This is a genomic window from Stenotrophomonas sp. AB1(2024) (genome assembly GCF_037482345.1).
GTDB lineage: Bacteria > Pseudomonadota > Gammaproteobacteria > Xanthomonadales > Xanthomonadaceae > Stenotrophomonas.
The window spans coordinates 655052-677610 of sequence record NZ_JBBHKO020000001.1 but is presented as its reverse complement, the minus strand read 5'-3'; the positions used below and the strand labels follow the sequence as shown (position 1 = coordinate 677610).

At 67.2% G+C, this 22559-nt stretch carries 16 protein-coding genes and 3 tRNA genes; 12 read left to right on the top strand and 7 right to left on the bottom strand.

Features of this window, described 5'->3' with window-relative positions:
- The first annotated feature begins 9 nt into the window (after positions 1-9).
- The 3 genes from WIX41_RS03260 to dapE all read left to right on the top strand — a co-directional run bounded on the left by WIX41_RS03260 (position 10) and on the right by dapE (position 3271).
- Positions 10-1686 carry a hypothetical protein gene (locus WIX41_RS03260; protein WP_339445734.1) on the top strand — a complete coding sequence of 559 codons (1677 nt, stop codon included), beginning with the start codon at positions 10-12 and terminating at the stop codon, positions 1684-1686.
- Between the two features lie 98 nt (positions 1687-1784).
- Positions 1785-2147: an arsenate reductase gene (locus WIX41_RS03255; RefSeq protein ID WP_339445733.1), complete on the top strand. Its 363-nt coding sequence runs from the start codon at positions 1785-1787 to the stop codon at positions 2145-2147.
- The gene (dapE, locus tag WIX41_RS03250; RefSeq protein WP_339445732.1) at positions 2144-3271 is read left to right on the top strand and encodes a succinyl-diaminopimelate desuccinylase; all 1128 of its coding nucleotides are present in this window, start codon (positions 2144-2146) and stop codon (positions 3269-3271) included. The genes WIX41_RS03255 and dapE overlap by 4 nt, the downstream gene beginning before the upstream one ends.
- Before the next feature lie 37 nt (positions 3272-3308).
- Here dapE and WIX41_RS03245 read toward each other — a convergent pair whose 3' ends face one another.
- Positions 3309-3470: a hypothetical protein gene (locus WIX41_RS03245; RefSeq protein ID WP_339445731.1), complete on the bottom strand. Its 162-nt coding sequence runs from the start codon at positions 3468-3470 to the stop codon at positions 3309-3311.
- Positions 3471-3685: 215 nt separating this feature from the next.
- On the opposite strand from WIX41_RS03245, the gene asnB reads away from it, so the two are divergent.
- Together asnB and WIX41_RS03235 are read left to right on the top strand one after the other, a co-directional pair.
- Positions 3686-5380 carry an asparagine synthase B gene (asnB, locus tag WIX41_RS03240; RefSeq protein ID WP_339445730.1) on the top strand — a complete coding sequence of 565 codons (1695 nt, stop codon included), beginning with the start codon at positions 3686-3688 and terminating at the stop codon, positions 5378-5380.
- A gap of 173 nt (positions 5381-5553) precedes the next feature.
- Positions 5554-6951 carry a cation:proton antiporter gene (locus WIX41_RS03235; RefSeq protein WP_409187311.1) on the top strand — a complete coding sequence of 466 codons (1398 nt, stop codon included), beginning with the start codon at positions 5554-5556 and terminating at the stop codon, positions 6949-6951.
- Positions 6952-7032: 81 nt separating this feature from the next.
- Here WIX41_RS03235 and WIX41_RS03230 read toward each other — a convergent pair whose 3' ends face one another.
- Entirely contained in the window at positions 7033-9372 is a 2340-nt protein-coding gene (locus WIX41_RS03230; protein WP_339445728.1) for a penicillin acylase family protein, read from the bottom strand.
- A 128-nt stretch (positions 9373-9500) separates the two neighbouring features.
- On the opposite strand from WIX41_RS03230, the gene bfr reads away from it, so the two are divergent.
- Entirely contained in the window at positions 9501-9989 is a 489-nt protein-coding gene (gene bfr / locus WIX41_RS03225) for a bacterioferritin (protein WP_339445727.1), read from the top strand.
- Between the two features lie 257 nt (positions 9990-10246).
- Here bfr and parC read toward each other — a convergent pair whose 3' ends face one another.
- Complete coding sequence (gene parC / locus WIX41_RS03220) at positions 10247-12490, bottom strand: DNA topoisomerase IV subunit A (protein WP_339445726.1); 2244 nt, start codon at positions 12488-12490, stop codon at positions 10247-10249.
- Positions 12491-12548: 58 nt separating this feature from the next.
- Entirely contained in the window at positions 12549-13421 is an 873-nt protein-coding gene (locus WIX41_RS03215) for an AraC family transcriptional regulator (RefSeq protein ID WP_339445725.1), read from the bottom strand.
- Between the two features lie 142 nt (positions 13422-13563).
- Between WIX41_RS03215 and WIX41_RS03210 the strand changes: the two genes are divergently transcribed.
- Genes WIX41_RS03210 through WIX41_RS03195 form a run of 4 tightly spaced genes read left to right on the top strand, consistent with a single transcriptional unit; the run spans position 13564 to position 18283 of the window.
- On the top strand, positions 13564-14007 hold the full coding sequence (locus tag WIX41_RS03210) for a MarR family winged helix-turn-helix transcriptional regulator (protein ID WP_339445724.1): 444 nt from the start codon (positions 13564-13566) through the stop codon (positions 14005-14007).
- Positions 14004-15497, top strand: coding sequence for an efflux transporter outer membrane subunit (locus WIX41_RS03205; RefSeq protein ID WP_339445723.1), 1494 nt, complete (start codon positions 14004-14006; stop codon positions 15495-15497). Before WIX41_RS03210 ends, WIX41_RS03205 begins: the two co-directional genes overlap by 4 nt.
- Before the next feature lie 10 nt (positions 15498-15507).
- Positions 15508-16689 carry a multidrug efflux MFS transporter periplasmic adaptor subunit EmrA gene (emrA, locus tag WIX41_RS03200; RefSeq protein ID WP_339445722.1) on the top strand — a complete coding sequence of 394 codons (1182 nt, stop codon included), beginning with the start codon at positions 15508-15510 and terminating at the stop codon, positions 16687-16689.
- 7 nt (positions 16690-16696) lie between these two features.
- Entirely contained in the window at positions 16697-18283 is a 1587-nt protein-coding gene (locus WIX41_RS03195; RefSeq protein ID WP_339445721.1) for a DHA2 family efflux MFS transporter permease subunit, read from the top strand.
- A 460-nt stretch (positions 18284-18743) separates the two neighbouring features.
- On the opposite strand, the gene WIX41_RS03190 is transcribed toward WIX41_RS03195, so the two are convergent.
- A tRNA-Leu gene (locus WIX41_RS03190) sits at positions 18744-18830 on the bottom strand.
- A 129-nt stretch (positions 18831-18959) separates the two neighbouring features.
- A tRNA-Leu gene (locus tag WIX41_RS03185) sits at positions 18960-19046 on the bottom strand.
- A 99-nt stretch (positions 19047-19145) separates the two neighbouring features.
- On the opposite strand from WIX41_RS03185, the gene WIX41_RS03180 reads away from it, so the two are divergent.
- Positions 19146-19829 (top strand): glutathione S-transferase family protein, encoded by a 684-nt coding sequence (locus WIX41_RS03180; protein ID WP_339445720.1) that lies wholly within the window; start codon positions 19146-19148, stop codon positions 19827-19829.
- A 44-nt stretch (positions 19830-19873) separates the two neighbouring features.
- On the opposite strand, the gene WIX41_RS03175 is transcribed toward WIX41_RS03180, so the two are convergent.
- Positions 19874-19960, bottom strand: a tRNA-Leu gene (locus WIX41_RS03175).
- A gap of 248 nt (positions 19961-20208) precedes the next feature.
- Between WIX41_RS03175 and rnr the strand changes: the two genes are divergently transcribed.
- Complete coding sequence (gene rnr, locus WIX41_RS03170) at positions 20209-22551, top strand: ribonuclease R (RefSeq protein WP_409187440.1); 2343 nt, start codon at positions 20209-20211, stop codon at positions 22549-22551.
- Positions 22552-22559 lie beyond the last annotated feature (8 nt).

The following is a 22559-nucleotide window of genomic DNA, read 5'->3' as shown; positions in this document are numbered from 1 at the left end:
GGCGTCGCTATGCTGCCGCCTTACACACACATAACAGGGCGCGCCGTGGAGAACGTCAATGCTGTTTCGGTCATCACACATGCTGCCGGCCAGGAGCAGCCGCCTGCCGTTGTTGAATCCCCGATGTTCCAGACGGCTGGCGCGCCGGTGCCGGCCGAAGTCTTCAACGCGTCGTGGCCCGGCCTCGCGTCGAATGCGTCATTGACTGCGAGCAGCGGGCGGACGACCGAGGCCGACCGGATCGTCCTGGCGTTGTTCCGGAACATCGTCAAGCAGGGCGATTTCTCCACGATCAACGCCGATCTGGACGCGCTCAGCCGTGTTCTGGTGGGCAGCATCGGCTTCTGCGATACCGCCGACGAGCAGCGTATCTCCAACATGTGCCTGGGCAAGGCGCTCAACATCCTGTGCCAGCTGGTGCGCCGCAGCGGCGAACTGGCCTGCGACAGCCACCGGCTGATCCGCGCCACGCACCGCTGTGCCGACGTGCTTGCCGCACGCGAGGCGTTCACCCTGGAAAATGTCAGCGTGATCATGTTCCACCTCGGTGAGCTGATCAATTACCCACCGCTGCAACGTGTCAGCAGCAAAGTGATTACCGACCACCTGGCGCCGATCTTCGAGGCTGCGCTGCGCCAGCAGCCGCTGCATACCGTCGAGGCGGCAACGCTGGCGCTCGGACTGGTCAGCACCCTGCGCGCATCCGAGCATCAATTGACCCGCCCGCATGGCCTGCCCATCCCCCGGCCCGCCGCCGACGCGCTGCTCACGACACTGCAGACGCTGATGGAGGCGCAGCCGGACCTGGTGACGACGTGGGAGACCCGCACCTTGGCGCTGGTGTCCAAGTATGGCGTGCAGTATCTGCGTCGCCTTGCCCTGTTGAACACGCGGGGCGGCCGGATCATGCCGGCCGATGCGCAGCAGTTCACCGTGGCGCGCGTGATCAAACCGATCCTTGAAGAGGCCCGGCAGCCCTGGCGTGGCGAGTGGGATCAGCGTCAAAGCGAGTACCACGGCATGCCGCTGGAAAAGCAGCTCAAGGATTACCTGACCTACAGCAGCCATTACTATGGTTGCTGGCTGAACCGGCAAGCGGAATGGGTGCAGGTCCGCTTTGGCCTGCAGGAGGCGGCGCGCGGCCCGTTGGCCGACAATCCGCATGATGGCCGGGCGTTCGCCGAGGTGGCGCGACGGGCGGCGGGCATGATGGCTCCGCCTGCCGGCACCGTATCGCTGCGGCGCCCACTGTCGCTGGAAGTTGCCGCGCTGGAACCGCCGACCGCGCTGGCCCGCTTCAGCCAGGCGGCCGGGGCGCTATGGCGGCTGGACCACGCCGCGGACAACTTCGACCGCGACGAGGCCATTGTCGCCGCCAACGCATTGATCACGTCGATTGAGGCCGGAAGTACCCCATTGAACACGTCGTTGCGCGTGCAGATGCTGCTGGAAATGGACGGAGTGTGCATGCGCCTGCATGCGGCCGACCCATGGGACCTGCCCCGGTATGCCTGGCAGCTGTCGAGCATGCGCAGCTTCCTGTCCGCGCAGCTGGCGCTGTTGGTCGACGCCAACGGCGTCCCGATGCTGGGCACCAGTGTGCCATTCGAATCCGGACTGTCATCCTGGCAGCGGATGCTGCTGAAGGAGCTCATTGACCACGACGCGAAAGCGACCGCATCGTGATTGAACGGGGTGTCCTCGGGAGGGGCGGCGCGGCATGGAGCTATACTCGCAGACACCAACGCATGCCCGTTGAACCCTAGTACGAGTACCTGTCGGCAATGACTACCTTTCTTTACGGACTCAAGAACTGCGACACCTGCAGGAAGGCCAACAAGTGGCTGGACCGCTTCCACGTGCCGTATACCTTTGTCGACTACCGCGAGCACAAACCCAGCCCGGAAACCCTGCTGGACTGGGCCGCCCAGGCCGGTGGTTTCCCGGCACTGGTCAACCGTTCCTCCACCACCTGGCGCCAGCTGCCCGAGAACCGCAAGGCGGCCGCCTCCGATGCGGAGTGGAAGCTGCTGCTGCGCGAATACCCGCAACTGATCAAGCGCCCGGTGGTGGTCACCGACGACGGCGTGATGACCCAGGGCTTCTCGGACAACGGGTTCAAGCAGCGGTTCGGAGTCGGCGCGTGAACGATGTCGTTGCCTTGACCTGCGAACTGATCGCACGCCCCTCGGTCACTCCGGCCGATGCGGGCTGCCAGGCATTGCTGGCCGGGCGCCTGCAGCAGGCCGGCTTCACCTGCGAACACCTGCGCCTGGGCGAGGTCGACAACCTCTGGGCCACGCACGGGCAGGGGGCTCCGGTGCTGGTGCTGTTGGGCCATACCGATGTGGTGCCGAGTGGCCCGGTCGAGGCGTGGCACAGCGACCCGTTCGATCCGCAGATCCGGGAAGGCGTGCTGTACGGTCGCGGCGCGGCCGACATGAAGGGCAGCGTTGCCGCGTTCGTGGTTGCCGCCGAACAGTTCGTCGCTGCGCATCCCGATCACCCGGGCACGCTGGCGGTGCTGCTGACCAGCGATGAAGAGGGCGATGCCATCGATGGCGTGCGCCGCGTGGCGGACCTGTTCCGCGAGCGCGGCCAGGCGATCGACTGGTGCATCACCGGCGAGCCCTCGTCCACCGCGGTGCTGGGCGACCTGCTGCGGGTCGGCCGGCGCGGCAGCCTGTCGGGCACGCTGACCGTGCAGGGCGTGCAGGGTCACGTGGCGTACCCGCACAAGGCGCGCAACCCGATTCATCTGGCCGCTGCGGCGCTGGCCGAGTTGACCGCGTGGCACTGGGACGATGGGTTCGAAAGCTTCCCGCCGACCAGCCTGCAGGTGTCCAACATCCACGCCGGCACTGGCGCCAACAATGTGATTCCCGGCGAGCTGCAGGTGCTGTTCAACCTGCGCTACACCCCGCACTGGAACGCGCCGAAACTGGAGCAGGAGATTACCGCGCTGCTGGACCGTCACGGGCTGGAGTACCGGCTGAAGTGGCACCGCAGCGGCGAGCCGTTCTACACCCCCGAAGGCACGCTGCGTCGGGTGGCACGCGAGGTGCTGGGCGACTTTGCCGGCGCCGCGCCGGAAGAAAGCACTGGAGGCGGCACCTCGGATGCGCGTTTCATCGCGCCGCTGGGCGCGCAGTGCATCGAAGTGGGGCCGGTCAACGCCAGCATCCACCAGGTGGACGAGAACGTCTTGGTGGCCGACCTGGAGAAGCTGCCGGCGCTGTACCAGCGCCTGATCGAGCGGTTGTTGGCATGACCGGCCACGCGAACCGACCGTTGGTCGGTCCACCGCATCACGCCACGGTCAACCCGAACGCGGCCTGCACCGCAGCCGCCTGCCGCTGCGAGATCACCACCTCGAACGCGACAGCCGGAAAGGGCGAGCGCCATGGGGCCGGAACGGTTGCGCCCGCAACAGTTGCGCCGCGTCCCAAACAGCGGTACGGTCGATCCATGTCCGCGCTCCTGGCCACCGCCGTCAACAATACCAACCGCAATAATCTGCGCGCGAATAATCGTGCGCGGCCAACGCGGGACTGCGACCAGGGCTAGAACAAGCAACATACGCCCGGACCCCAGAAAACCCGCATCGGCCGATGCGGGTTTTTTGTTTTCTGGCCGGTCGAATGCAGGTGCTACGTGTATTCCCCCATCATCAGGAGCTGTTCCCATGTGTTCGATTTTCGGAATGTTCGGCCTGCAGGCCGGCGATGACCTCACCGCCCTGCGCCGCCACGCGCTGGACCTGTCGCAACGCCAGCGCCATCGCGGCCCGGACTGGAGCGGTGTGTACGTCGACGACGGCGCCATCCTGGTCCACGAGCGGCTGGCCATCGTCGACCCGGCCGGTGGTTCGCAGCCGCTGCTGTCCGACGACGGCAGCCTGGCCCTGGCGGTCAACGGCGAGATCTACAACCACCGCGAGCTCAAGGCCGAACTGGCGCAGCCGTATGCGTTCCAGACCGGCTCGGACTGCGAGGTGATCAACGCGCTGTACCAGCAGGACACCCCGGCATCGTTTCTGAATCGCCTCAACGGTATTTTTGCGTTCGCACTGTGGGACCGGACGCAGAAGCGCGTGCTGATCGCGCGTGATCCGATCGGCGTGGTACCGCTGTACTGGGGCCACGACAAGGACGGGCGCCTGCGGGTCGCCTCGGAGCTGAAGTCGCTGGTGGATACCTGCGCCGACGCTGCGCAGTTCCCGCCGGGTCACTGGTACGACAGCGCCACCGATACGCTCACCCGCTACTACGAACGCCCGTGGCGCGACTACGCGGCCGTGGAAGGCGTCGAAGCCGACCGCGCCGCACTGCGCGAGGCCTTCGAGCGTGCCGTGCACCGCCAGCTGATGACCGACGTGCCGTACGGCGTGCTGCTCTCCGGTGGCCTCGATTCGTCGCTGGTCGCCGCCGTCGCCGCACGCTATGCCCGCCACCGCATCGAAGACGGCGACCAGAGCGAGGCCTGGTGGCCGCGCCTGCACTCGTTCGCCATTGGCCTGAAGGGCTCGCCCGACCTGGCTGCCGCCGCCATTGCCGCCGAAGCACTGGGCACGGTCCACCACGGCTTCGAATACACCTTCGAAGAAGGCCTGGATGCGCTGCCCGACGTGATCCGCCACGTGGAAACCTACGACGTCACCACCATCCGCGCCTCCACCCCGATGTTCCTGCTGGCGCGGCGGATCAAGGCGATGGGGGTGAAGATGGTGCTCTCCGGCGAGGGCAGCGACGAGATCTTCGGCGGCTACCTGTACTTCCACAAAGCCCCGAACGCGCGCGAATTCCACGAAGAGCTGGTACGCAAGCTCGATGCGCTCAACAACTACGACTGCCTGCGCGCCAACAAATCGATGATGGCCTGGGGCGTGGAGCCGCGTGTGCCGTTCCTGGACCGCGAATTCCTCGACGTGGCCATGCGCATCGATGCGCGCCACAAGATGGTCGGGCAGGGCGGCGATGGAGCGCGCCGGATCGAGAAGGCGGTGCTGCGCGAAGCCTTCGAAGGCTACCTGCCCGAGTCCATCCTGTGGCGGCAGAAAGAGCAGTTCAGCGATGGCGTGGGCTATGGCTGGATCGATGGCCTGAAAGCGCACGCCGAAGCGCAGATCAGCGACCGGGTGATGGCTGCGGCCGACAAGCGCTTCGTGCACAACCCGCCACAGACCAAGGAAGCCTACTTCTACCGCCACGTGTTCGAGCAGTACTTCCCCACCCAGGCCGCCGCCGAAACCGTACCCGGCGGCAAATCGATCGCCTGTTCCTCGCCCGCCGCCATCGCCTGGGACGCCAGCTTCGCCACCATGGCCGACCCTTCCGGCCGCGCCGTCGCCGGTGTGCATGAGCAAGCCTTGGCAGGGTAGCGCCGAAGAGGACGGCAGGAGCCGTTCTCAACGTCGCGACGCGACGGCCCAGAAGGTGCCCGCCAGGGAAGGCGGGCATAACGGTGGCCGGCCCTCATGAACGCTGCCAACAGTAGGTGGGCCGGCCAACGGCCGGCGCTACCGGGTAACATTCCCCCTTCATGCATTGGGGAATGTTCATGGACGTACAGACCGGAGGCGATGTGCCGCGGATGAAATGGGGTTGGCATTACCTGGCCTGGGCGGGTGTCCCGCTGGTGATCGGCCTGGCACTGGCACGCTATGCCGGCCCCGATGTGCCGGCGGCGGCGGCCGAGGCCAAAGCCGAGGCAGTGGTGGGCAGTGACTGGGCGCACCCTCTGGCGTCACCGTTGGGCCTGTTCCTGCTGCAGCTGCTGGTGCTGCTGGTGGTCGCCAAGGGCGCCGGCGCGCTGCTGAAGCGGCTGGGCCAGCCGGCGGTGATCGGCGAGATGGCCGCCGGCCTGATGATGGGGCCACTGGTGCTTGGCAGCCTGCTGCCGGGCCTGCACGGCGCGCTGTTCCCGGCCAGCTCGCTCGGCCCGTTGGGCATGCTCAGCCAGCTGGGCGTGCTGATGTTCCTGCTGGTGGCCGGCGCCGAGCTGGACCTGGGGGGGTTGCGCGGTCGTCGCCGATTCGCCTTCACCGTCAGCCATGCCGGCATTGCCGTGCCGTTCGTGCTGGGCGTGCTGCTGGCGATCTGGCTGTACCCCGACCATGGCCCGCAGGGCGTGGGTTTCACCGCCTTTGCGCTGTTCGTGGGCATCTCGCTCAGCATTACCGCATTCCCGGTGCTGCTGCGGATCCTGGCCGACCGCGGCATCACCCACACCCCGCTGGGGCAGACCGCCATTGCCTGCGCCGCGCTCGGCGATGCCACCGCGTGGTGCCTGCTGGCGCTGATCGTGGCGGCGGCGCAGGCCACCGGCTGGGTGCCGGCCAGCCTCAGCCTGCTGTGCGTGGTGGTGTTCATTGCGCTGATGCTGGGCGTGGTCAAACCGTGGTTCTCGCGCCAGGTCATCAAACCGGGCAGCGAAGGCCGCTGGTTGCTGGGCATGCTGCTGCTGTCGCTGGCCAGCGCGCTGGTCACCGAAGTGCTGGGCATCCACGCGTTGTTCGGCGCGTTCGCTGCCGGCGTGGCGGTATCGTCCAACACGCAGCTGCGTGCGCTGTTGATTGCCAGGGTCGAGCCGTTCGCGGTGACCCTGCTGCTGCCGTTGTTCTTCGCCATGACTGGCCTGCGCATGCGCGCCGATGCGCTGCAGGGCAGCGACCTGCTGCTGTGCGCGGTGTTGATCGCGGTGGCCACGCTGGGCAAGCTGTTGGGTACCTGGAGCGCGGCGCGCAGCGCGGGCATGGACAATCACGAGGCCTGGAAGCTCGGCGCGCTGATGAACACCCGCGGCCTGATGGAGCTGATCGTGCTCAACCTGGGCTACGAACTGGGTTTCCTGGGCGACCGCCTGTTCGCGGTGCTGGTGATCATGGCACTGGTGACCACCGCCATGACCGGCCCGCTGTTGAGCGCGATGGAGCGCCGCCGCAAGGCCTGACCCGGACACCACAGGTAGAGCCGGGCTCTGCCCGGCTCCACGTAGGCCCGGATCCGATCGACAGCCGGGCAGAGCCCGGCGCTACCTCGGCTCCAGCTGCAAGGTGTACTGCGTGGCCCCTGGCAGGAACGGTGTCGGTTTGCCGTGCACCCAATCCTCATGGCCAGCGCCCCAGAACGGCGACAGCGGGTGGCCGCTCTGGCCACCGGGCATGTGGATGATGCCCTGGTCCTCGTGCCCCGGTGATACCACCATGCGTTGCGAAGCACCGAACGCCGGCCCCTGCACGCGCGGCAGGTTGCTGTCGCCGGGCAGCGCATCCGCCGGCATGCACAGCCACGGTCGGGCGAACGCGGGCAGGGCGCGGCTGATCGGGTGGCAGATGGCGGCCGTGTTGCGCTCGCCCCAGGTACGCTGGGACAGGTCCGGTCCCTTTTCGGCCAGCTCCGCTTCCGCCTGCCGCGCCGCATCGGCCAGCAGCGCGTTCCAGTCCGGGTACGGTGCCGGCAGCAGATGCGCGGGTCGCTCGGTTACCAGTGGCCACAGCACGCCTTCGATCTGCGACAGCTTCGGCTCCAGGTAGCCTTCGCCCAACGACTGCTTTGGCTGCGCCAGCAGGCCAGCGGTCACGATCTCCTGCACCCTGGTGCGGAACGCGCGCGTGATCCGGTAGCTCACCGCATCGGCCGAGGCGTGTCCCTCCCAGTGGCCGCTGGCAGCGTCCAGACGCTTCAGTGCCGGGTCATCGCTGTGCTCGACCACCTGGCGCAGCAGCGTCCACCACCGTTGCAGGAACACTGCGCGGTCGTCCAGCTGGATCGCCAGCAGATCGTTCTCGCTGAAGCGCTGTTTCGCATGGAGGTCATCGCGGATCTGCCGCCCGCGCGCGCCAAGGTCATAGCCGGCGTTGCCGGCCACCGCAAGGTCGGCGCCGTCCAGCACGCGGCCGTTGGCGGTCCACAGCCGTTGCGTGGGCGGGTCTATCAAGGCCGGCGAATGATCGCTGCGGATCGCCCACGGCGCGCAGCTGGCCGGTGCACGGGTGGTGAAGCCGTTGGGCGGGCAGTCCGCTGCGCGGTCCGGGCGGGCCCCGATCAACCGCCAGGCAATGCGGCCATGCGCGTCGGCCAGCAGCAGGTTCTGGGTGGGAATGCCGGCGCGGTCGGCGATCTTCAGCGCATCGTCGAGGTCGGTGGCGCGGGCCATGTCGGCGAAACCCATGCTGACCGCGCCAGGCAGCTGTGCGGTCCAGCGCAGCGCTTCGCCGCTGCCGTCGGCGCGCTCATGCAGGATCGGGCCCCAGGCGGTCTCGCGCACGCGCAGGATCACAGTGGCCCCGCCGGCCACGCGGATGCGCTCTTCGTGCACGGTGATGCCTTCTGCCCCGGCGGGCACGGACACGAAGTCGGCGTTGTCGATGTAGCTGTTGGTGAAGCCCCACGCCACATGGCCGTTGCTGCCGACCACGATCGCCGGCAGCCCGGGCAGCGAGAAGCCGCTGACGTCCACGTGGCCGCCGGGTGCGGCGGGGTCGGGGTAGCGCAGTCGTACCCGGAACCACAGGTTCGGCGCCCGCAGGCCCAGGTGCATGTCGTCGGCGAGGATCGCGCGGCCATCGGCGGTCAGCGCACCGGCCACCGCGAAATTGTTGCTGCCGTGGACCTCCTGCTCCACGGCTGCGGCAGGTGGGGACTGCCGGCTGTCATCCAGCTGGAATGCATCGGGTTGCGGCAGCACGGCGTTCCCGCGCGCCTCACCAAACAACGGCGCATCCCATTCGCTGCCATCGTGGCTGAGCAGCGCGTACAGCGCCGGCGGCGCCACCTCACGGATCCGGCGCATGGCCAGCTCGTTCTCGTTGGCGGGGTCCTGCAGGTCCGCGTACATGGCCAGACCGGCCAGCACCGAATCGGTGGCGGTCCATGCGGTGGGTTGCTGGCGCAGCAGCAGGTAAGGCCAGGGGCGCACGCGCAGGCTGTCCAGGCCACGGTTGACGCCTTCCACATAGGCCTGCACCACCTGCGGGCGCCCGCCCAGCGCCTGCGCAAGGTGCGCATCGGTGCGGGCACGCAGGCGATGCACCCGCATGCGCTGGTCAGTGGGCACGGCGGCGGACCCGAACAGCTCGGAAAGCTCGCCGGCAGCAGCGCGGCGCATCAGGTCCATCTCGAAGTAGCGCTCCTGCGCATGCACCAGCCCCAGCGCCCGCATTGCATCGGCCTCGCTGCTGGCATCGATGGTGACCACGCCCAGCGCATCGCGGCTGACGCTGACCCTGGCCTGCAACCCGGCAACGGGCTGTTCGCCCTCCAGCGCCGGCAGGCTGCCGCGCAGCAATCCCCAGGCCACGCCGATCACGACGACCATGATTCCCGCCAGCACCACCAACGCCCACGCACCCCGTTTCAGCCAACGACGCATCCCACGCTCCCCGATGACGGTAATGCAGGCCAACCCCACCTGCGCCTGCGCATGCAACTGATTCCGATTAGATCACGGCGATCCGGGATAGGGCACCATGGCCCCCATCGATTCACAGGAGCTCCCCCATGAAAGGCCATCCCGACGTCATTGAATGCCTGAAGGAACTGCTGCGCGGCGAACTCGCTGCGCGCGACCAGTACTTCATCCACTCGCGCCGCTACGAGGACCAGGGTCTGCTCGCGCTGTACGAACGCCTCAACCACGAAATGGAAGAAGAATCCCAGCACGCCGACGCGCTGCTGCGCCGGATCCTGTTCCTGGGCGGCAACCCGGACATGCGCCCGCACGGCTTCGAGCCGGGCGTGACCGTGGAAGAAATGCTGCAGAAAGACCTGGACACCGAATACAGCGTGCGCAACAACCTGGCCGCCGGCATGAAGCTGTGCGAACAGCACCAGGACTACGTGAGCCGCGATATGTTGCTGGTCCAGCTCAAGGACACCGAAGAAGACCACGCCTGGTGGCTGGAACAGCAGCTGGGCCTGATCAAGCGCATCGGCCTGGCCCTGTACCAGACCAGCAAGATGGAAGCCAAGGGCACCGCCGCGCATTGATGTGCCGCGTGCCGACCAACGGTCGGCACCTGCCAATGCGGTATCCGGATCATCCTGCGCACGTAACCATTCGTAGTGCCACGCCATGCGTGGCAACCGCGCAACGCGCGGCTCAACATTCCGGGCCGGGATCAACGACGCTCCGTCAGCTCCACCGACGCTGACATGTCACCGAAGCCGCCCAACAGGCGTGCAACATCCAAAAGAAAACGGCCGGGAATTCCCGGCCGTTCTGCATTGCACCCGTCAGCCGCCCATCATTCCACGGCCAACCCTTCCACCTTCTGCCACCCACGTGGCAACAGGTGCCCACGGCTGGCGCGGCTGCCGAGGTAGGCCTCCAGGTCCTTGTACGACAGGTTCATCGTGCGTTGCCCGCTACGCACCAGCAGCGTGTTGCCCGGGCCCACCGCCACCACCGCGACCACGCGCTCGGTGGCCAGCTTGGCCTTGGGGATCTCGATGATCTTGTTGCCCTTGCCCTTGTCCAGTTCCGGCAGCTCGCTGGCCGGGATGGCCAGCAGGTTGCCCGAGCTGGTTACCGCCACGATCCGGTCGGTGTCCGGGTTGGCGACCACGGCCGGGGTCAGCACCTTCGAACCGGAGGTCAGGTTGAGCATCGCCTTGCCAGCCTTGTTGCGCCCGGTCAGGTTCTCGAAGCGGGTCACGAAGCCGTAGCCGTGCGTGGACGCCAGCACGAAGCGGGTGGCGTTGTCGCCGCTGGCCAGGGTCATGAAGGCACTGCCCGGCGCCGGCGAGAAGCGGCCGGTGAGCGGTTCGCCATTGCCACGTGCCGAGGGCAGGGTGTGGACCAACGTGGAGTAGGCGCGGCCTTCGCTGTCCAGGAACGCCACCTGCTGCGTGCTGCGCGCACGTACCGCGCCCAGCAGCGCGTCGCCGTCGCGGTAGGACAGGGTGGACGGGTCCATGTCGTGGCCCTTGGCCGCACGGATCCAGCCCTTTTCGGACAGCACCACGGTCATCGGCTCGCTGGGCACCAGCTCGGTTTCGTCGATCGCCTGCGCCGCACCACGCTGCACCAGCGGCGAGCGGCGTGCATCACCGAACTTCTTGGCGTCGGCCACCAGCTCGTCGCGGATCAGCTTGCGCAGCTTGGCCTTGCTGTCCAGGATCGACTGGATCTTGTCGCGCTCCTTGGCCAGCTCGTCCTGCTCGCCGCGGATCTTCATTTCCTCCAGGCGGGCCAGCTGCTTGAGCTTGGTTTCCAGAATGTATTCGGCCTGGTCGTCGCTCAGCCCGAAGCGCGCGATCAGCGCCGGCTTGGGCTCGTCCTCGGTACGGATGAGGTGGATCACTTCATCCAGGTTGAGGAACGCCACCAGCAGGCCTTCCAACAGGTGCAGGCGACGTTCGACCTTTTCCAGGCGATGGGTGAGGCGGCGGGTCACGGTGGTACCGCGGAACTGCAGCCACTCGCTGAGCAGCATCTTCAGGTTCTTCACCTGCGGACGCCCGTCCAGCCCGATCACGTTCATGTTGACCCGGTAGCTGCGCTCCAGGTCGGTGGTCGCGAACAGGTGGCCCATCAGCTGTTCGGCGTCGACGCGGTTCGAGCGCGGTATCAGCACCACCCGCACCGGGTTGGCGTGGTCGGATTCGTCGCGGATGTCTTCCAGCCACGGCAGCTTCTTGGCCCGCATCTGCGCGGCGATCTGCTCGATCACCTTCGACGGCGAGACCTGGAAGGGCAGCGCGTTGATCACGATGTTGGTGCCTTCCTTGAGGAAGGTCGAGCGCGCGCGCACGCTGCCGTAGCCGGTTTCGTACATGGTGCGCAGGTCGGCGGCCGGGGTGATGATCTCGGCCGCGCTGGGGTAGTCCGGGCCCTTCACGTACTCGAGCAGGTCGCCGATGCTGGCCTCCGGATCATCCAGCAGGTGCAGCAGCGCGTTGACGATCTCGTTGAGGTTGTGCGGCGGCACGTCGGTAGCCATGCCCACGGCGATGCCGGTAGTGCCGTTGAGCAGCAGGTGCGGCAGGCGCGCCGGCATCCAGGTCGGCTCTTCCAGGGTGCCGTCGAAGTTCGGGGTCCAGTCGGTGGTGCCCTGGTTGATTTCGCCCAGCAGCACTTCGGCGATCGGGGTCAGCTTGGATTCGGTGTAACGCATTGCCGCGAACGACTTGGGATCATCGGTGGAACCGAAGTTGCCCTGGCCTTCGATCAGCGGGTAGCGGTACGAGAACGGCTGGGCCATCAGCACCAGCGCTTCATAACAGGCGCTGTCGCCGTGCGGGTGGTACTTGCCGATGACGTCGCCGACGGTACGTGCGGATTTCTTCGGCTTGGAGGCGGCATTGAGTCCGAGCTCGCTCATCGCATAGATGATGCGGCGCTGCACCGGCTTGAGGCCGTCGCCGATGAACGGCAGCGCACGGTCGAGCACCACGTACATCGAATAGTCCAGGTACGCCCGTTCGGCGTATTCGCGCAGGGGCAGCTGTTCAAAGCCGTGGAAAGCGGGGCGGGCAAGATCGGTCATGCGGCATTGTTACCTGTGGCAAGGGACGGCGACGGCTGTCGCCCTCGCAGGCGGTCGATTATCCGGATGCGGCCGGGGATGCCAAGCCGCACGTGTGGGGCAGGGGCAGATTGCCGCGCGCCAGGTAGCGCCCGGGTGGGCTGCCGAAGTGGCGGCGGAACACGGTGACGAAGGCGCTGGGGCTGCTGAAGCCCAGTTCATGGGCGATGGCCGAGACGCTGGCGCCATCGGACAGCCGGCGCAGCCCCTCGGCCAGGCGGGCCTGCTGGCGCCACTGCGCGAAGCTCAGGGTGGTCTCTTCGCGGAAGTGACGGGTCAGGGTACGCGGCGACAGGCCGGCCCACTGCGCCCATTGTTCCAGGCTGCGGTCATCGGCCGGGTCGGCGATCAGCTGCGAGGCGATCCGCAGCAGGCGGCGGTCGCTGGGCATCGGCAGGTGGGTGCGCTGGCGTGGCGCATGGCGTAGTTCATCCAGCAGCACCTCCATGATGTGTTGCTGGGCGGGCGTGGCCGTGTTCGCCGGTGCCCAGGTGGAGACCCGCAGCGCCAGCGCCTGCAGCAGGTCGGAAATGCCGACCACGCAAGGCTCGGCGGGCAGGTCGTGGGCCAGCGCGGGGGCAATGATCACCCCCCAGCCGCGCAGCGGCCCGCGGATGTCCACCGTGTGCGGTTCCCCGGGCGGCATCCAGCCGGCACAGCCCGGCGGCATCGACCAGGTGCCATGCCGGGTGCGCACCGTGAGCAGGCCGGCCTGCACGCAGATCAGCTGGGCCCGGTGGTGCTCGTGCCAGTCCACTTCGCGCTCCAGGCCGCGCGGGCTGTCGACCCGGAAGCCGAGCACGCCCAGCCCGTCATCACGCTCGAACCAGTCCAGCACGTCGGTGCGGATCTGGGTGGCGGGATCATCTGATGGCCTGAAAGTGTTATCCATTGTCCATATTGTAATACCGGGCCAGCCGAGGCCGCCATTAAGGTAGCCGCCTCCCATTGTTCTGACTGCTGCAACACAGCATTTTGTTCCATTTTGAATATTTCTATTGAGAAATATATTTTTTGGAAGAGAATGCTCACCCATGATCTGCCCCGATGCCAATCCCCCCAGCTTCGGCCTGCTGCTGCGCCAGGTGCGCGACGGCCTGGTCCGCCAGCTCGATACGTCGATGGCCGAGGAAAACCTCGGGATCGGCTTCACCCATTACCTGGGCTTGAAAGTGCTGGCCGCGCGCGCTCCGTGCACCGCCAACGAGCTGGCCCAGGCCCTGGACCAGGTGCCCAGCGCGGTGACCCGCCTGCTGGACAAGCTGGAAGCGCTGGGCTGCGTGCGCCGTGAAGCGCACGCGCAGGACCGGCGGGCGCTGCAGATCGTGCTTACCGAACAAGGCCGCCAGTTGTGGGCCCGGCTGAAGCAGCGCGGTGACCAGACCATGGACGACGCCATGCGCGACTTGTCCGCGGACGAACGCGCGCAGCTGCATTCCCTCATGACCCGTGTACGTGACTCCCTCAATACGCCATGACTTCTTCAACTGATCGCACCTCATCGCTGCGCCCGCTGCGGCCTGCGCTGCTGTCCGTACTTGCGCTGGCGCTGGCCGCCTGTGCCAGCACGGGTGGCCTGCAACCGCACGGCCAGCTGCTCGACGCCGACAGCCTGCAGACCCAGCGCACCCTGGCCGGCCACACCCTGAGCCCGTCGGCGTTCCCGACCACCGACTGGTGGCGGGCACTGAACGACCCGCAGCTGGACGCGCTGATCGCCGAAGGGCTGCAGCGCAACCCGGGGCTGGAGGCGGCCGATGCGCGCCTGCGCCAGGCCCGTGCCCAGATCGGCACCGCGCATGCCGACCGCCTGCCCAGCGTATCCGCCTCTGGCGGCTACACCGGCGTGCGCCTGCCCGAATCGATGGTCGGTGACGAGCTCGGCGGCAGCTATGCCGGCAGCGGCCAGGCCTACCTCAGCGTCAGCTATGGCATCGACCTGTGGGGCGGCAAGCGCGCCGCGTGGGAAGCGGCGGTGGACAGCGGCCACGCGGCTGCCGTCGACGCGCAGGCCGCGCGCCTGAACCTGTCGGCCGGCATCGCCGAAGCCTACGCACAGCTCGGCTATGCCTGGCAGCTGCACGATGTGGCCAGCGAAGAACTGGACCGCTCGCAGAAAACGCTGACGTTGACACGCCAGCGTCGCGCGGCGGGCATCGACAGCGACCTGCAGACCCGCCAGGCCGAAGCCCGCATTCCGGCGGCGCAGCAGCAGCTGCAGGCCGCGCAGCAGCAGATCGACGAGGCCCGCACCGCGCTGGCCGCTCTGGTCGGGCAGGGGCCGGACCGTGGCCTGCAGATCGACCGTCCGCAGCCGCTCAACCCGCTGGCGCTGCAGCTGCCGGGCGTGCTGCCCAGCGAACTGCTGGGCCGTCGCCCGGACATCGTGGCGGCGCGCTGGCGCGTGGAAGCGGCCGGCCGCGAGATCGACGCCGCCAAGGCGAAGTTCTACCCCAGCCTCAACCTCACCGCGCTCGGCGGCGTGGTGGCCAGTGAAGTGGACCAGCTGCTCAAGAGCGGCTCGACCTTCGCCTTCATCGGCCCGGCGCTGAGCCTGCCGATCTTCGACGGTGGCCGCCTGCGCGCCAACCTGGACAAGACCGACGCCCAGTACGACCTGGCCGTGGCGAACTACAACCAGTCGGTGGTCAACGCGCTGCGAGAGGTGGCCGACCAGGTCAACGCGGTGCGCTCGCTGGCCGACCAGGCCGCCTCGCAGGCGCAGGCCGTGGGCACCGCGCGTGCCGCCCACGACCTGGCGCAGCAGCGCTACAAGGCCGGCATCGGCAGCTACCTGGACGTGCTCAGCGTGGAAGCGCAGTTGCTGCAGTCGCAGCAGCAGCTGGCGTCGCTGCAGTCGCGGCAGATCCTTGTTTCGGTGCGACTGAGCCAGGCACTCGGCGGCGGGTTCACCCCGTCCGGCGCCACCGCCACGCTCGCCACCGCCCCCGAATCCACGCATTCCTGAGACAACTTCCATGAGCCAGACTTCCGCTCCCGCTGCCGCCCCGGCAGCTCCTTCCCGTCGTGGCAAGCTGCTGCGTGGCCTGCTGGCCATCGTGGTGCTGCTGATCGCTGCCGCGGCGCTGTGGTACTTCATGTTCGGCCGCTGGTTCGAAGAAACCGACGACGCTTACGTGCAGGGCAACCAGGTAAAGATCACCCCGTTGATCACCGGTACCGTGGTGGCGATCAACGCCGATGACGGCATGCGCGTCGAGCGCGGCCAGCTGCTGGTGCAGCTGGACCCGGCCGACACCGAAGTGGCACTGCAGCAGGCCCGCGCCAACCTGGCCCGGACCGTGCGCCAGACCCGTGGTCTGTATCGCAGCGTGGAAGGCGCGCAGGCGGAATTGAACGCGCGCCAGGTCACCCTCAACCGCGTCCGCGAAGACTTCGCCCGCCGCAAGGGGCTGGCCGCCACCGGTGCGATCTCCGACGAAGAGCTGGCCCATGCCCGCACCGAACTGGCCGCTGCCGAAGCGGCCGTGGCCGGGTCGCGGGAAACCTTCGAGCGCAGCAATGCGCTGGTCGACGACACCGTGATCGCCACCCAGCCCGACGTGCAGGCTGCCGCAGCGCAGCTGCGCCAGGCCTACCTCAACAATGCCCGCGCCGGCATCGTCGCGCCGGTCAGCGGTTACGTGGCCCGTCGCTCGGTGCAGGTTGGCCAGCGCGTGCAGCCGGGTACCGCGCTGATGGCGGTGGTGCCGACCGAACAGATGTGGGTGGAAGCCAACTTCAAGGAAACCCAGCTGCGCCACATGCGCCTGGGCCAGGAAGTGGAGCTGCGCTCGGACCTGTACGGCGGTGAGGTGAAGTACAAGGGCCGCATCGACAGCCTGGGCCTGGGTACCGGTTCGGCGTTCTCGCTGCTGCCGGCGCAGAACGCCAGCGGCAACTGGATCAAGATCGTGCAGCGCGTTCCGGTGCGCATCGCCATCGATGCCAGGCAGCTGGCCGACAACCCGCTGCGTATCGGCCTGTCGATGAAGGCCGAAGTGAGCCTGCGCGACCAGAACGGCACCGTGCTGCCGACCACCACGGCCAAGGGCCAGGTGTTCGACACCGACGTCTACGCCAGGCAGCTGCACAGCGCCGACGATGTGATCCACGAGATCATCCAGAGCAACCTGCCGCGCCAGACCAAGGCGAGCTGAGGTATCCATGTCCGCACAAGCTCCCGCCGCACCCGGCCTGCCGGGTGTGCCGTCGGCGCCAGGTGCGACCGGCGCGTTCCGGCCGGCCAACGTGGCGCTGTGTACGGCAGGCCTGGCCATGGCCTCGTTCATGCAGGTGCTCGACACCACCATCGCCAACGTGTCGCTGCCGACCATCGCCGGCAACCTCGGCGCCAGTTCGCAGCAGGCGACCTGGGTCATCACCTCGTTCGCGGTCAGCACGGCCATCGCGCTGCCGCTGACCGGCTGGCTCAGTCGTCGCTTCGGTGAAACCAAGCTGTTCATCTGGGCCACGCTGTCGTTCGTGATCGCCTCGCTGCTGTGCGGCCTGGCGCAGAGCATGGGCATGCTGGTGGTGTCGCGCGCGCTGCAGGGTTTCGTGGCCGGGCCGATGTACCCGATCACGCAGTCGCTGCTGGTCTCGATCTACCCCCGCGAGAAACGCGGGCAGGCGTTGGCGCTGCTGGCGATGATCACGGTGGTGGCGCCGATCTGCGGCCCGATCCTGGGCGGCTGGATCACCGACAACTACAGCTGGGAATGGATCTTCCTGATCAACGTGCCGCTGGGCATCTTCGCGGCACTGGTGGTGGGCAACCAGTTGAAGGGCCGGCCGGAGCACATCGAAAAGCCGAAGATGGACTACGTGGGCCTGATCACGCTGGTCATCGGCGTGGGCGCACTGCAGCTGGTGCTGGACCTGGGCAACGACGAGGACTGGTTCAGTTCGCCGACGATCGTGGTGCTGGCCTGCATTTCGGTGGTGGCGCTGGCGGTGTTCCTGATCTGGGAGCTGACCGACAAGGACCCGATCGTGGACCTGCGGCTGTTCCGCCACCGCAACTTCCGCGCCGGCACGCTGGCGATGGTGGTGGCGTACGCGGCGTTCTTCAGCGTGTCGCTGCTGATCCCGCAGTGGCTGCAGCGCGACATGGGCTACACCGCGATCTGGGCGGGCTTGGCAACCGCGCCGATCGGCATCCTGCCGGTGATCATGACGCCGTTCGTGGGCAAGTACGCCTCGCGGTTCGACATGCGCTGGATCGCATCGTTCGCGTTCGTGTTCCTGTCCTTCACCAGCTTCCTGCGTTCGGGCTTCAACCTGCAGGTGGACTTCGCGCACGTGGCGGGGGTGCAGCTGATCATGGGTATTGGCGTGGCGCTGTTCTTCATGCCGGTGCTGCAGATCCTGCTCTCGGACCTGGACGGCCGCGAGATCGCGGCGGGTTCGGGCCTGGCCACGTTCCTGCGTACGCTGGGCGGCAGTTTCGCGGCGTCGCTGACGACGTGGCTGTGGGCACGCCGCACGCAGGAACACCATGCGCACCTGACCGAAAGCATTTCCGGCTACACGCCGGGCATGCAGGAAAAGGTGGCGGCGATGGGGCAGGGCGACCTGCAACACGGTGCGGCGGCGCTGAACAACATCATCAACCACCAGGCATCGCAGATGGGCTTCAACGACATCTTCTTCCTGCTGGGCTGGATCTTCCTGGCTATCATCGCCTTCCTGTGGCTGGCCAAGCCGCCGTTCGGCGCCGGTGCCGGTGCGGCGTCTGCTGGCGGACATTGACGTTGGAGATTTACAACGAACCCGCCGAAAGGCGGGTTCGTTGTGTTGGAGCGTAGAGCCGGGCTCTGCCCGGCTGCTCCTTCTGATCTCAGGCATTCGCTTGGTGCCGGACAACGCCCGGCTTCATGCATTTGGGCGAACAGCCCGCGGTCTGCACGTGTCCCTGGTTTGGGCCGGCGGGGACGGATTCACGGCGTCCCCCACGAACCCGCCCCGACCCGCCTAAGCTGGCGATCGCATCAGCCACAGGCTGTTCGCTAATATGCATGAGAAGCCGGGCAACGCTCGGCGCCAGGCGAACAAATGCGACGCACGATAGCCGGGGCAGCCACGCAGGGCGTGGCTCTACGTCGTTGTGTGCAATCGGACAGAAATGATCCATCGCGCGGTTGCGGATTACCCACGCAAACCCCGGAAACGAAAAAACCCGCTTTCGCGGGTTTGATCATTTACTGAGTCATGGTGCCCAGGAGAGGACTCGAACCTCCACGAAGTTGCCCCCGCTAGCACCTGAAGCTAGTGCGTCTACCAATTCCGCCACCTGGGCGACTCAGGAGGAGAATTTTGCGGGAGAACCGCAAATGTGTCAACAGGATGTCGAAGAAAATTTCCAGCGCGATCCCTGCCGCAGAAACGAAAAAACCCGCTTTCGCGGGTTTGATCATTTACCGAGTCGTGGTGCCCAGAAGAGGACTCGAACCTCCACGAAGTTGCCCCCGCTAGCACCTGAAGCTAGTGCGTCTACCAATTCCGCCATCTGGGCGACTCAGGGGGCGAATTATGCGGAAGCAGCCGGAGGCTGTCAATGCATGCGCGAACGCCGATTGGCATACTCGGCCCACACCGACGCTCTGGAGTTTCCATGGCACTGCCGATCCTGCACGCCCACCCGCTGTCGTCCTGTTGCCAGAAGGTACTGATTGCCGCCCGCGTGCTCGGCGTGGCCCTGGACGAGCGCAGGGTGAACCTGGGCGACCCGGCCGATCGGGCGATGCTCCACGCCATCTCCCCGGCCGCGAAGATGCCCGTGCTGGTCGATCAGGGCCGGGCCGTTGCCGAGACCAGCATCATCATCGAATACCTGCAGCAGCACCTGGCCACCGGCGCACGCCTGATTCCTGCCGATGCCGATGCCGCCCTGGCCGTGCGCTTCTGGGACCGGTTCTCCGACTTTTATGTGATGACCCCGATGCAGGCGCTGACCGCCGAACGGCTCAAGCCCGAAAGCGGGCGCAGCGAAGAGGCAGCGCAGACTGCCCGGTCACGGCTGCTCGAAAGCTACGCCGCCATGAACCGCCAGCTCGAAGACCGCACGTGGCTGGCCGGCGAAGGATTCAGCATGGCCGATTGCGCGGCGGCGCCCGCACTGTTCTATGCCGTGGCCTATGTGCCGGTTCCCGGCACCGAGGTTCACCTGCTCGCCTATTTCGAGCGCTTGATGGCGCATCCAGCGGTGGCCGCAGTGGTCGACGCGGCGCGGCCCTGGTTCAAGTACTTCCCGGGGCGGGCAGGGCTGTCGGCCCGGTACTACACACCCGAGGCCTGAAACGAAAAAACCCGCTTGCGCGGGTTTGATCATTTTCTGAGTCATGGTGCCCAGGAGAGGACTCGAACCTCCACGAAGTTGCCCCCGCTAGCACCTGAAGCTAGTGCGTCTACCAATTCCGCCACCTGGGCGACTCAGGGGGCGAATTCTGGGCAAGTCCGCAGGGGTTGTCAACGGCTTTGTTAAATTTCTTCACAATCCTGCATGGGCAGCGGCGATGACCCATTCTGCACACCGCCACGCGGTACCATGGGGGTCGATGAAATCAAAGAAACCGACCCGGGGCGCAAAAGCCCCCAAGTCCCCGGCGCCCAAGCAGGCTGCCGGTCCGTCGGGCAAGTCCCGCGCTGCTGCCAAGTCCGGCAAGCTGCCGCCCTGGATGCCCGAGTCCATGAGCACCCCCGCACCGCCCCGTGGCGGCAAGCGCTCCGGCCCTCGGCCGGATGGCCCGCCGATTCCGACCCGCCGCAACCCGCGCCCCAGCGCGCCGGTGGGCAGCGTGGATGATCCCTTTGCCGCCCGTGAAGCTGAACGCTACGCCCAGCCCATCGCCAGCCGCGAAGCGATCCTGCAGCTGCTGGACCGCTGTGATGGCCCGCAGACCGCCGAGGAAATCGGCATCCAGCTTGGCCTGACCGAGCCCGACCGCGCCGACGCGCTGGGCAAGCGCCTGGGCGCGATGGTGCGCGACGGCCAGCTGGTGCAGAACCGCCGCGGCGGCTTCGCACCCGTGCAGGCCACCAACCTGATCACCGGCGTGGTGATCGCCAACCCGGAAGGGTTCGGCTTCCTGCGCCCGGTCGATGGCGGCGACGACCTGTTCCTGGCGCCGTATGAAATGCGCAAGGTCATGCACGGCGACCGCGTGTTGGCCAACGTAACCGGCATCGACCGGCGCGGCCGCCGCGAAGGGAGTATCGCGCGTGTGCTCGAACGCGGCATGACCCGTCTGATCGGGCGCTTCAGCGTCGAGTTCGGCATCAATTACGTGGTGCCCGATGACAAGCGCATCCAGCGCAACGTGCAGATTCCGCCCGACCAGACCGGCGATGCCCGCGATGGCCAGCTGGTGGTGTGCGAGCTGACCCAGGCCCCCGACACCCGGCGCCCGCCGATCGGCCGCATCATCGCGGTGCTGGGCGACAAGCTCACTGCCTCGTTGATCGTGGAAACGGCGATCCACGGCCATGAGCTGCCGTTCGAATTCCCGCAGGCAGTGCTGGACGAAGCCGCGTCGGTGCCGATGCAGGTGGAGCCGGCGATGATCGGCGACCGCGTCGACCTGCGCAGCACGCCGCTGGTCACCATCGACGGCGAAGACGCCAAGGATTTCGACGACGCGGTCTACTGCGAACCCAACGCCGAAGGCTTCCGCCTGGTGGTGGCCATCGCCGACGTATCCAACTACGTCCGTCCCGGCACGCCGCTGGACGATGAAGCGCAGAAGCGCGCCACCTCGGTGTACTTCCCGGGCTTCGTGGTGCCGATGCTGCCGGAGACCTTGTCCAACGGCATCTGCTCGCTGATGCCCAAGGTCGACCGCATGTGCTTCGTCTGCGACATGCAGGTGAACCGCGAGGGCGAAGTGATCCACTCGCGCTTCTACGAGGCGGTGATGAACTCGCATGCGCGCCTGACCTACACCCAGGTCTGGCAGGCGGTGGGCGAGAACGACCCGGCCGCACGCAACGCCATCGGCGCGCTGCTGCCGCAGGTCGAGCGCCTGCACCAGCTGTACAAGGTGCTGGCCAAGGCACGCACCCGCCGGGGCGCGATCGAGTTCGAATCCTCCGAAGTACGCTTCGTGCTGGACAACACCGGTGAAGTCACCCAGGCCGGGATGCTGGTGCGCAACGATGCGCACAAGCTGATCGAGGAATGCATGATCGCGGCCAACGTGCAGGCTGCACGTTACCTGCTGCACAAGCAGGTGCCGGCGCCGTTCCGCGACCACGCCAAGCCGCCGGAAGCCAAGTTCGACGACCTGCTGGAGTTCCTGAAGGAGTTCAAACTGAGCCTGCCGCCGTGGTCCAAGGTGCAGCCGGGCGACTACACCAAGCTGCTCAAGAAGGTGCGCGAGCGTCCCGATTCGGCGTTGATCGAATCGGTGCTGCTGCGCAGCCAGAGCCTGGCGGTGTACTCGCCGGACAACCAGGGCCACTTCGGCCTGGCGCTGGATGCGTACGCGCACTTCACCTCGCCGATCCGTCGTTACCCGGATCTGCTGGTGCACCGTGCGATCAAGCATGCGCTGAGCGGCAAGCCGCTGGAGAAGTTCACCTATACCCAGCGCGAAATGGCCGCGCTGGCGTTGCAGTGTTCCGAGCGCGAGCGCCGTGCAGACGAGGCCGAGCGCGAGGTCGACGAGCGCTACCGCGCGGCGTGGATGGAAAAGCACGTGGGTGGCCAGTTCGACGGCGTGATCAGCGGCGTGACCAGCTTCGGCCTGTTCGTGGAACTGGACGACTCCAAGGTCAACGGCCTGGTGCATGTCACCCAGCTGCCGCACGACTATTACCAGTTCGATGCCACCCGCAAGACGCTCAGCGGCGAGCGCCGTGGCAAGAGCTACCGCCTGGGCGACCGTGTGCGCATTCTGGTGCTCAAGGCCAGCATGGAAGAGCGCAAGATCGACTTCCGGCTGGTGGAAGAAAAGGACGACGAAGAACCGGCGCTGCCGCCGCGTGGGCAACCGGCCAAGCGGCAGAAGCAGAAATATTGAGGGGAGGC

Excerpts from the sequence above, each read along its gene's own strand:
- WIX41_RS03180 (WP_339445720.1), top strand. The coding sequence starts at position 19,146 with ATGGCACTGCCGATCCTGCACGCCCACCCGCTGTCGTCCTGTTGCCAG.
- bfr (WP_339445727.1), top strand. The coding sequence starts at position 9,501 with ATGAAAGGCCATCCCGACGTCATTGAATGCCTGAAGGAACTGCTGCGC.
- WIX41_RS03260 (WP_339445734.1), top strand. The coding sequence starts at position 10 with ATGCTGCCGCCTTACACACACATAACAGGGCGCGCCGTGGAGAACGTC.
- WIX41_RS03205 (WP_339445723.1), top strand. The coding sequence starts at position 14,004 with ATGACTTCTTCAACTGATCGCACCTCATCGCTGCGCCCGCTGCGGCCT.
- WIX41_RS03215 (WP_339445725.1), bottom strand. The coding sequence starts at position 13,421 with ATGGATAACACTTTCAGGCCATCAGATGATCCCGCCACCCAGATCCGC.
- WIX41_RS03235 (WP_409187311.1), top strand. The coding sequence starts at position 5,554 with ATGTTCATGGACGTACAGACCGGAGGCGATGTGCCGCGGATGAAATGG.
- asnB (WP_339445730.1), top strand. The coding sequence starts at position 3,686 with ATGTGTTCGATTTTCGGAATGTTCGGCCTGCAGGCCGGCGATGACCTC.
- WIX41_RS03195 (WP_339445721.1), top strand. The coding sequence starts at position 16,697 with ATGTCCGCACAAGCTCCCGCCGCACCCGGCCTGCCGGGTGTGCCGTCG.
- WIX41_RS03210 (WP_339445724.1), top strand. The coding sequence starts at position 13,564 with ATGATCTGCCCCGATGCCAATCCCCCCAGCTTCGGCCTGCTGCTGCGC.
- emrA (WP_339445722.1), top strand. The coding sequence starts at position 15,508 with ATGAGCCAGACTTCCGCTCCCGCTGCCGCCCCGGCAGCTCCTTCCCGT.
- WIX41_RS03255 (WP_339445733.1), top strand. The coding sequence starts at position 1,785 with ATGACTACCTTTCTTTACGGACTCAAGAACTGCGACACCTGCAGGAAG.
- rnr (WP_409187440.1), top strand. The coding sequence starts at position 20,209 with ATGCCCGAGTCCATGAGCACCCCCGCACCGCCCCGTGGCGGCAAGCGC.
- WIX41_RS03245 (WP_339445731.1), bottom strand. The coding sequence starts at position 3,470 with ATGGATCGACCGTACCGCTGTTTGGGACGCGGCGCAACTGTTGCGGGC.
- parC (WP_339445726.1), bottom strand. The coding sequence starts at position 12,490 with ATGACCGATCTTGCCCGCCCCGCTTTCCACGGCTTTGAACAGCTGCCC.
- WIX41_RS03230 (WP_339445728.1), bottom strand. The coding sequence starts at position 9,372 with ATGCGTCGTTGGCTGAAACGGGGTGCGTGGGCGTTGGTGGTGCTGGCG.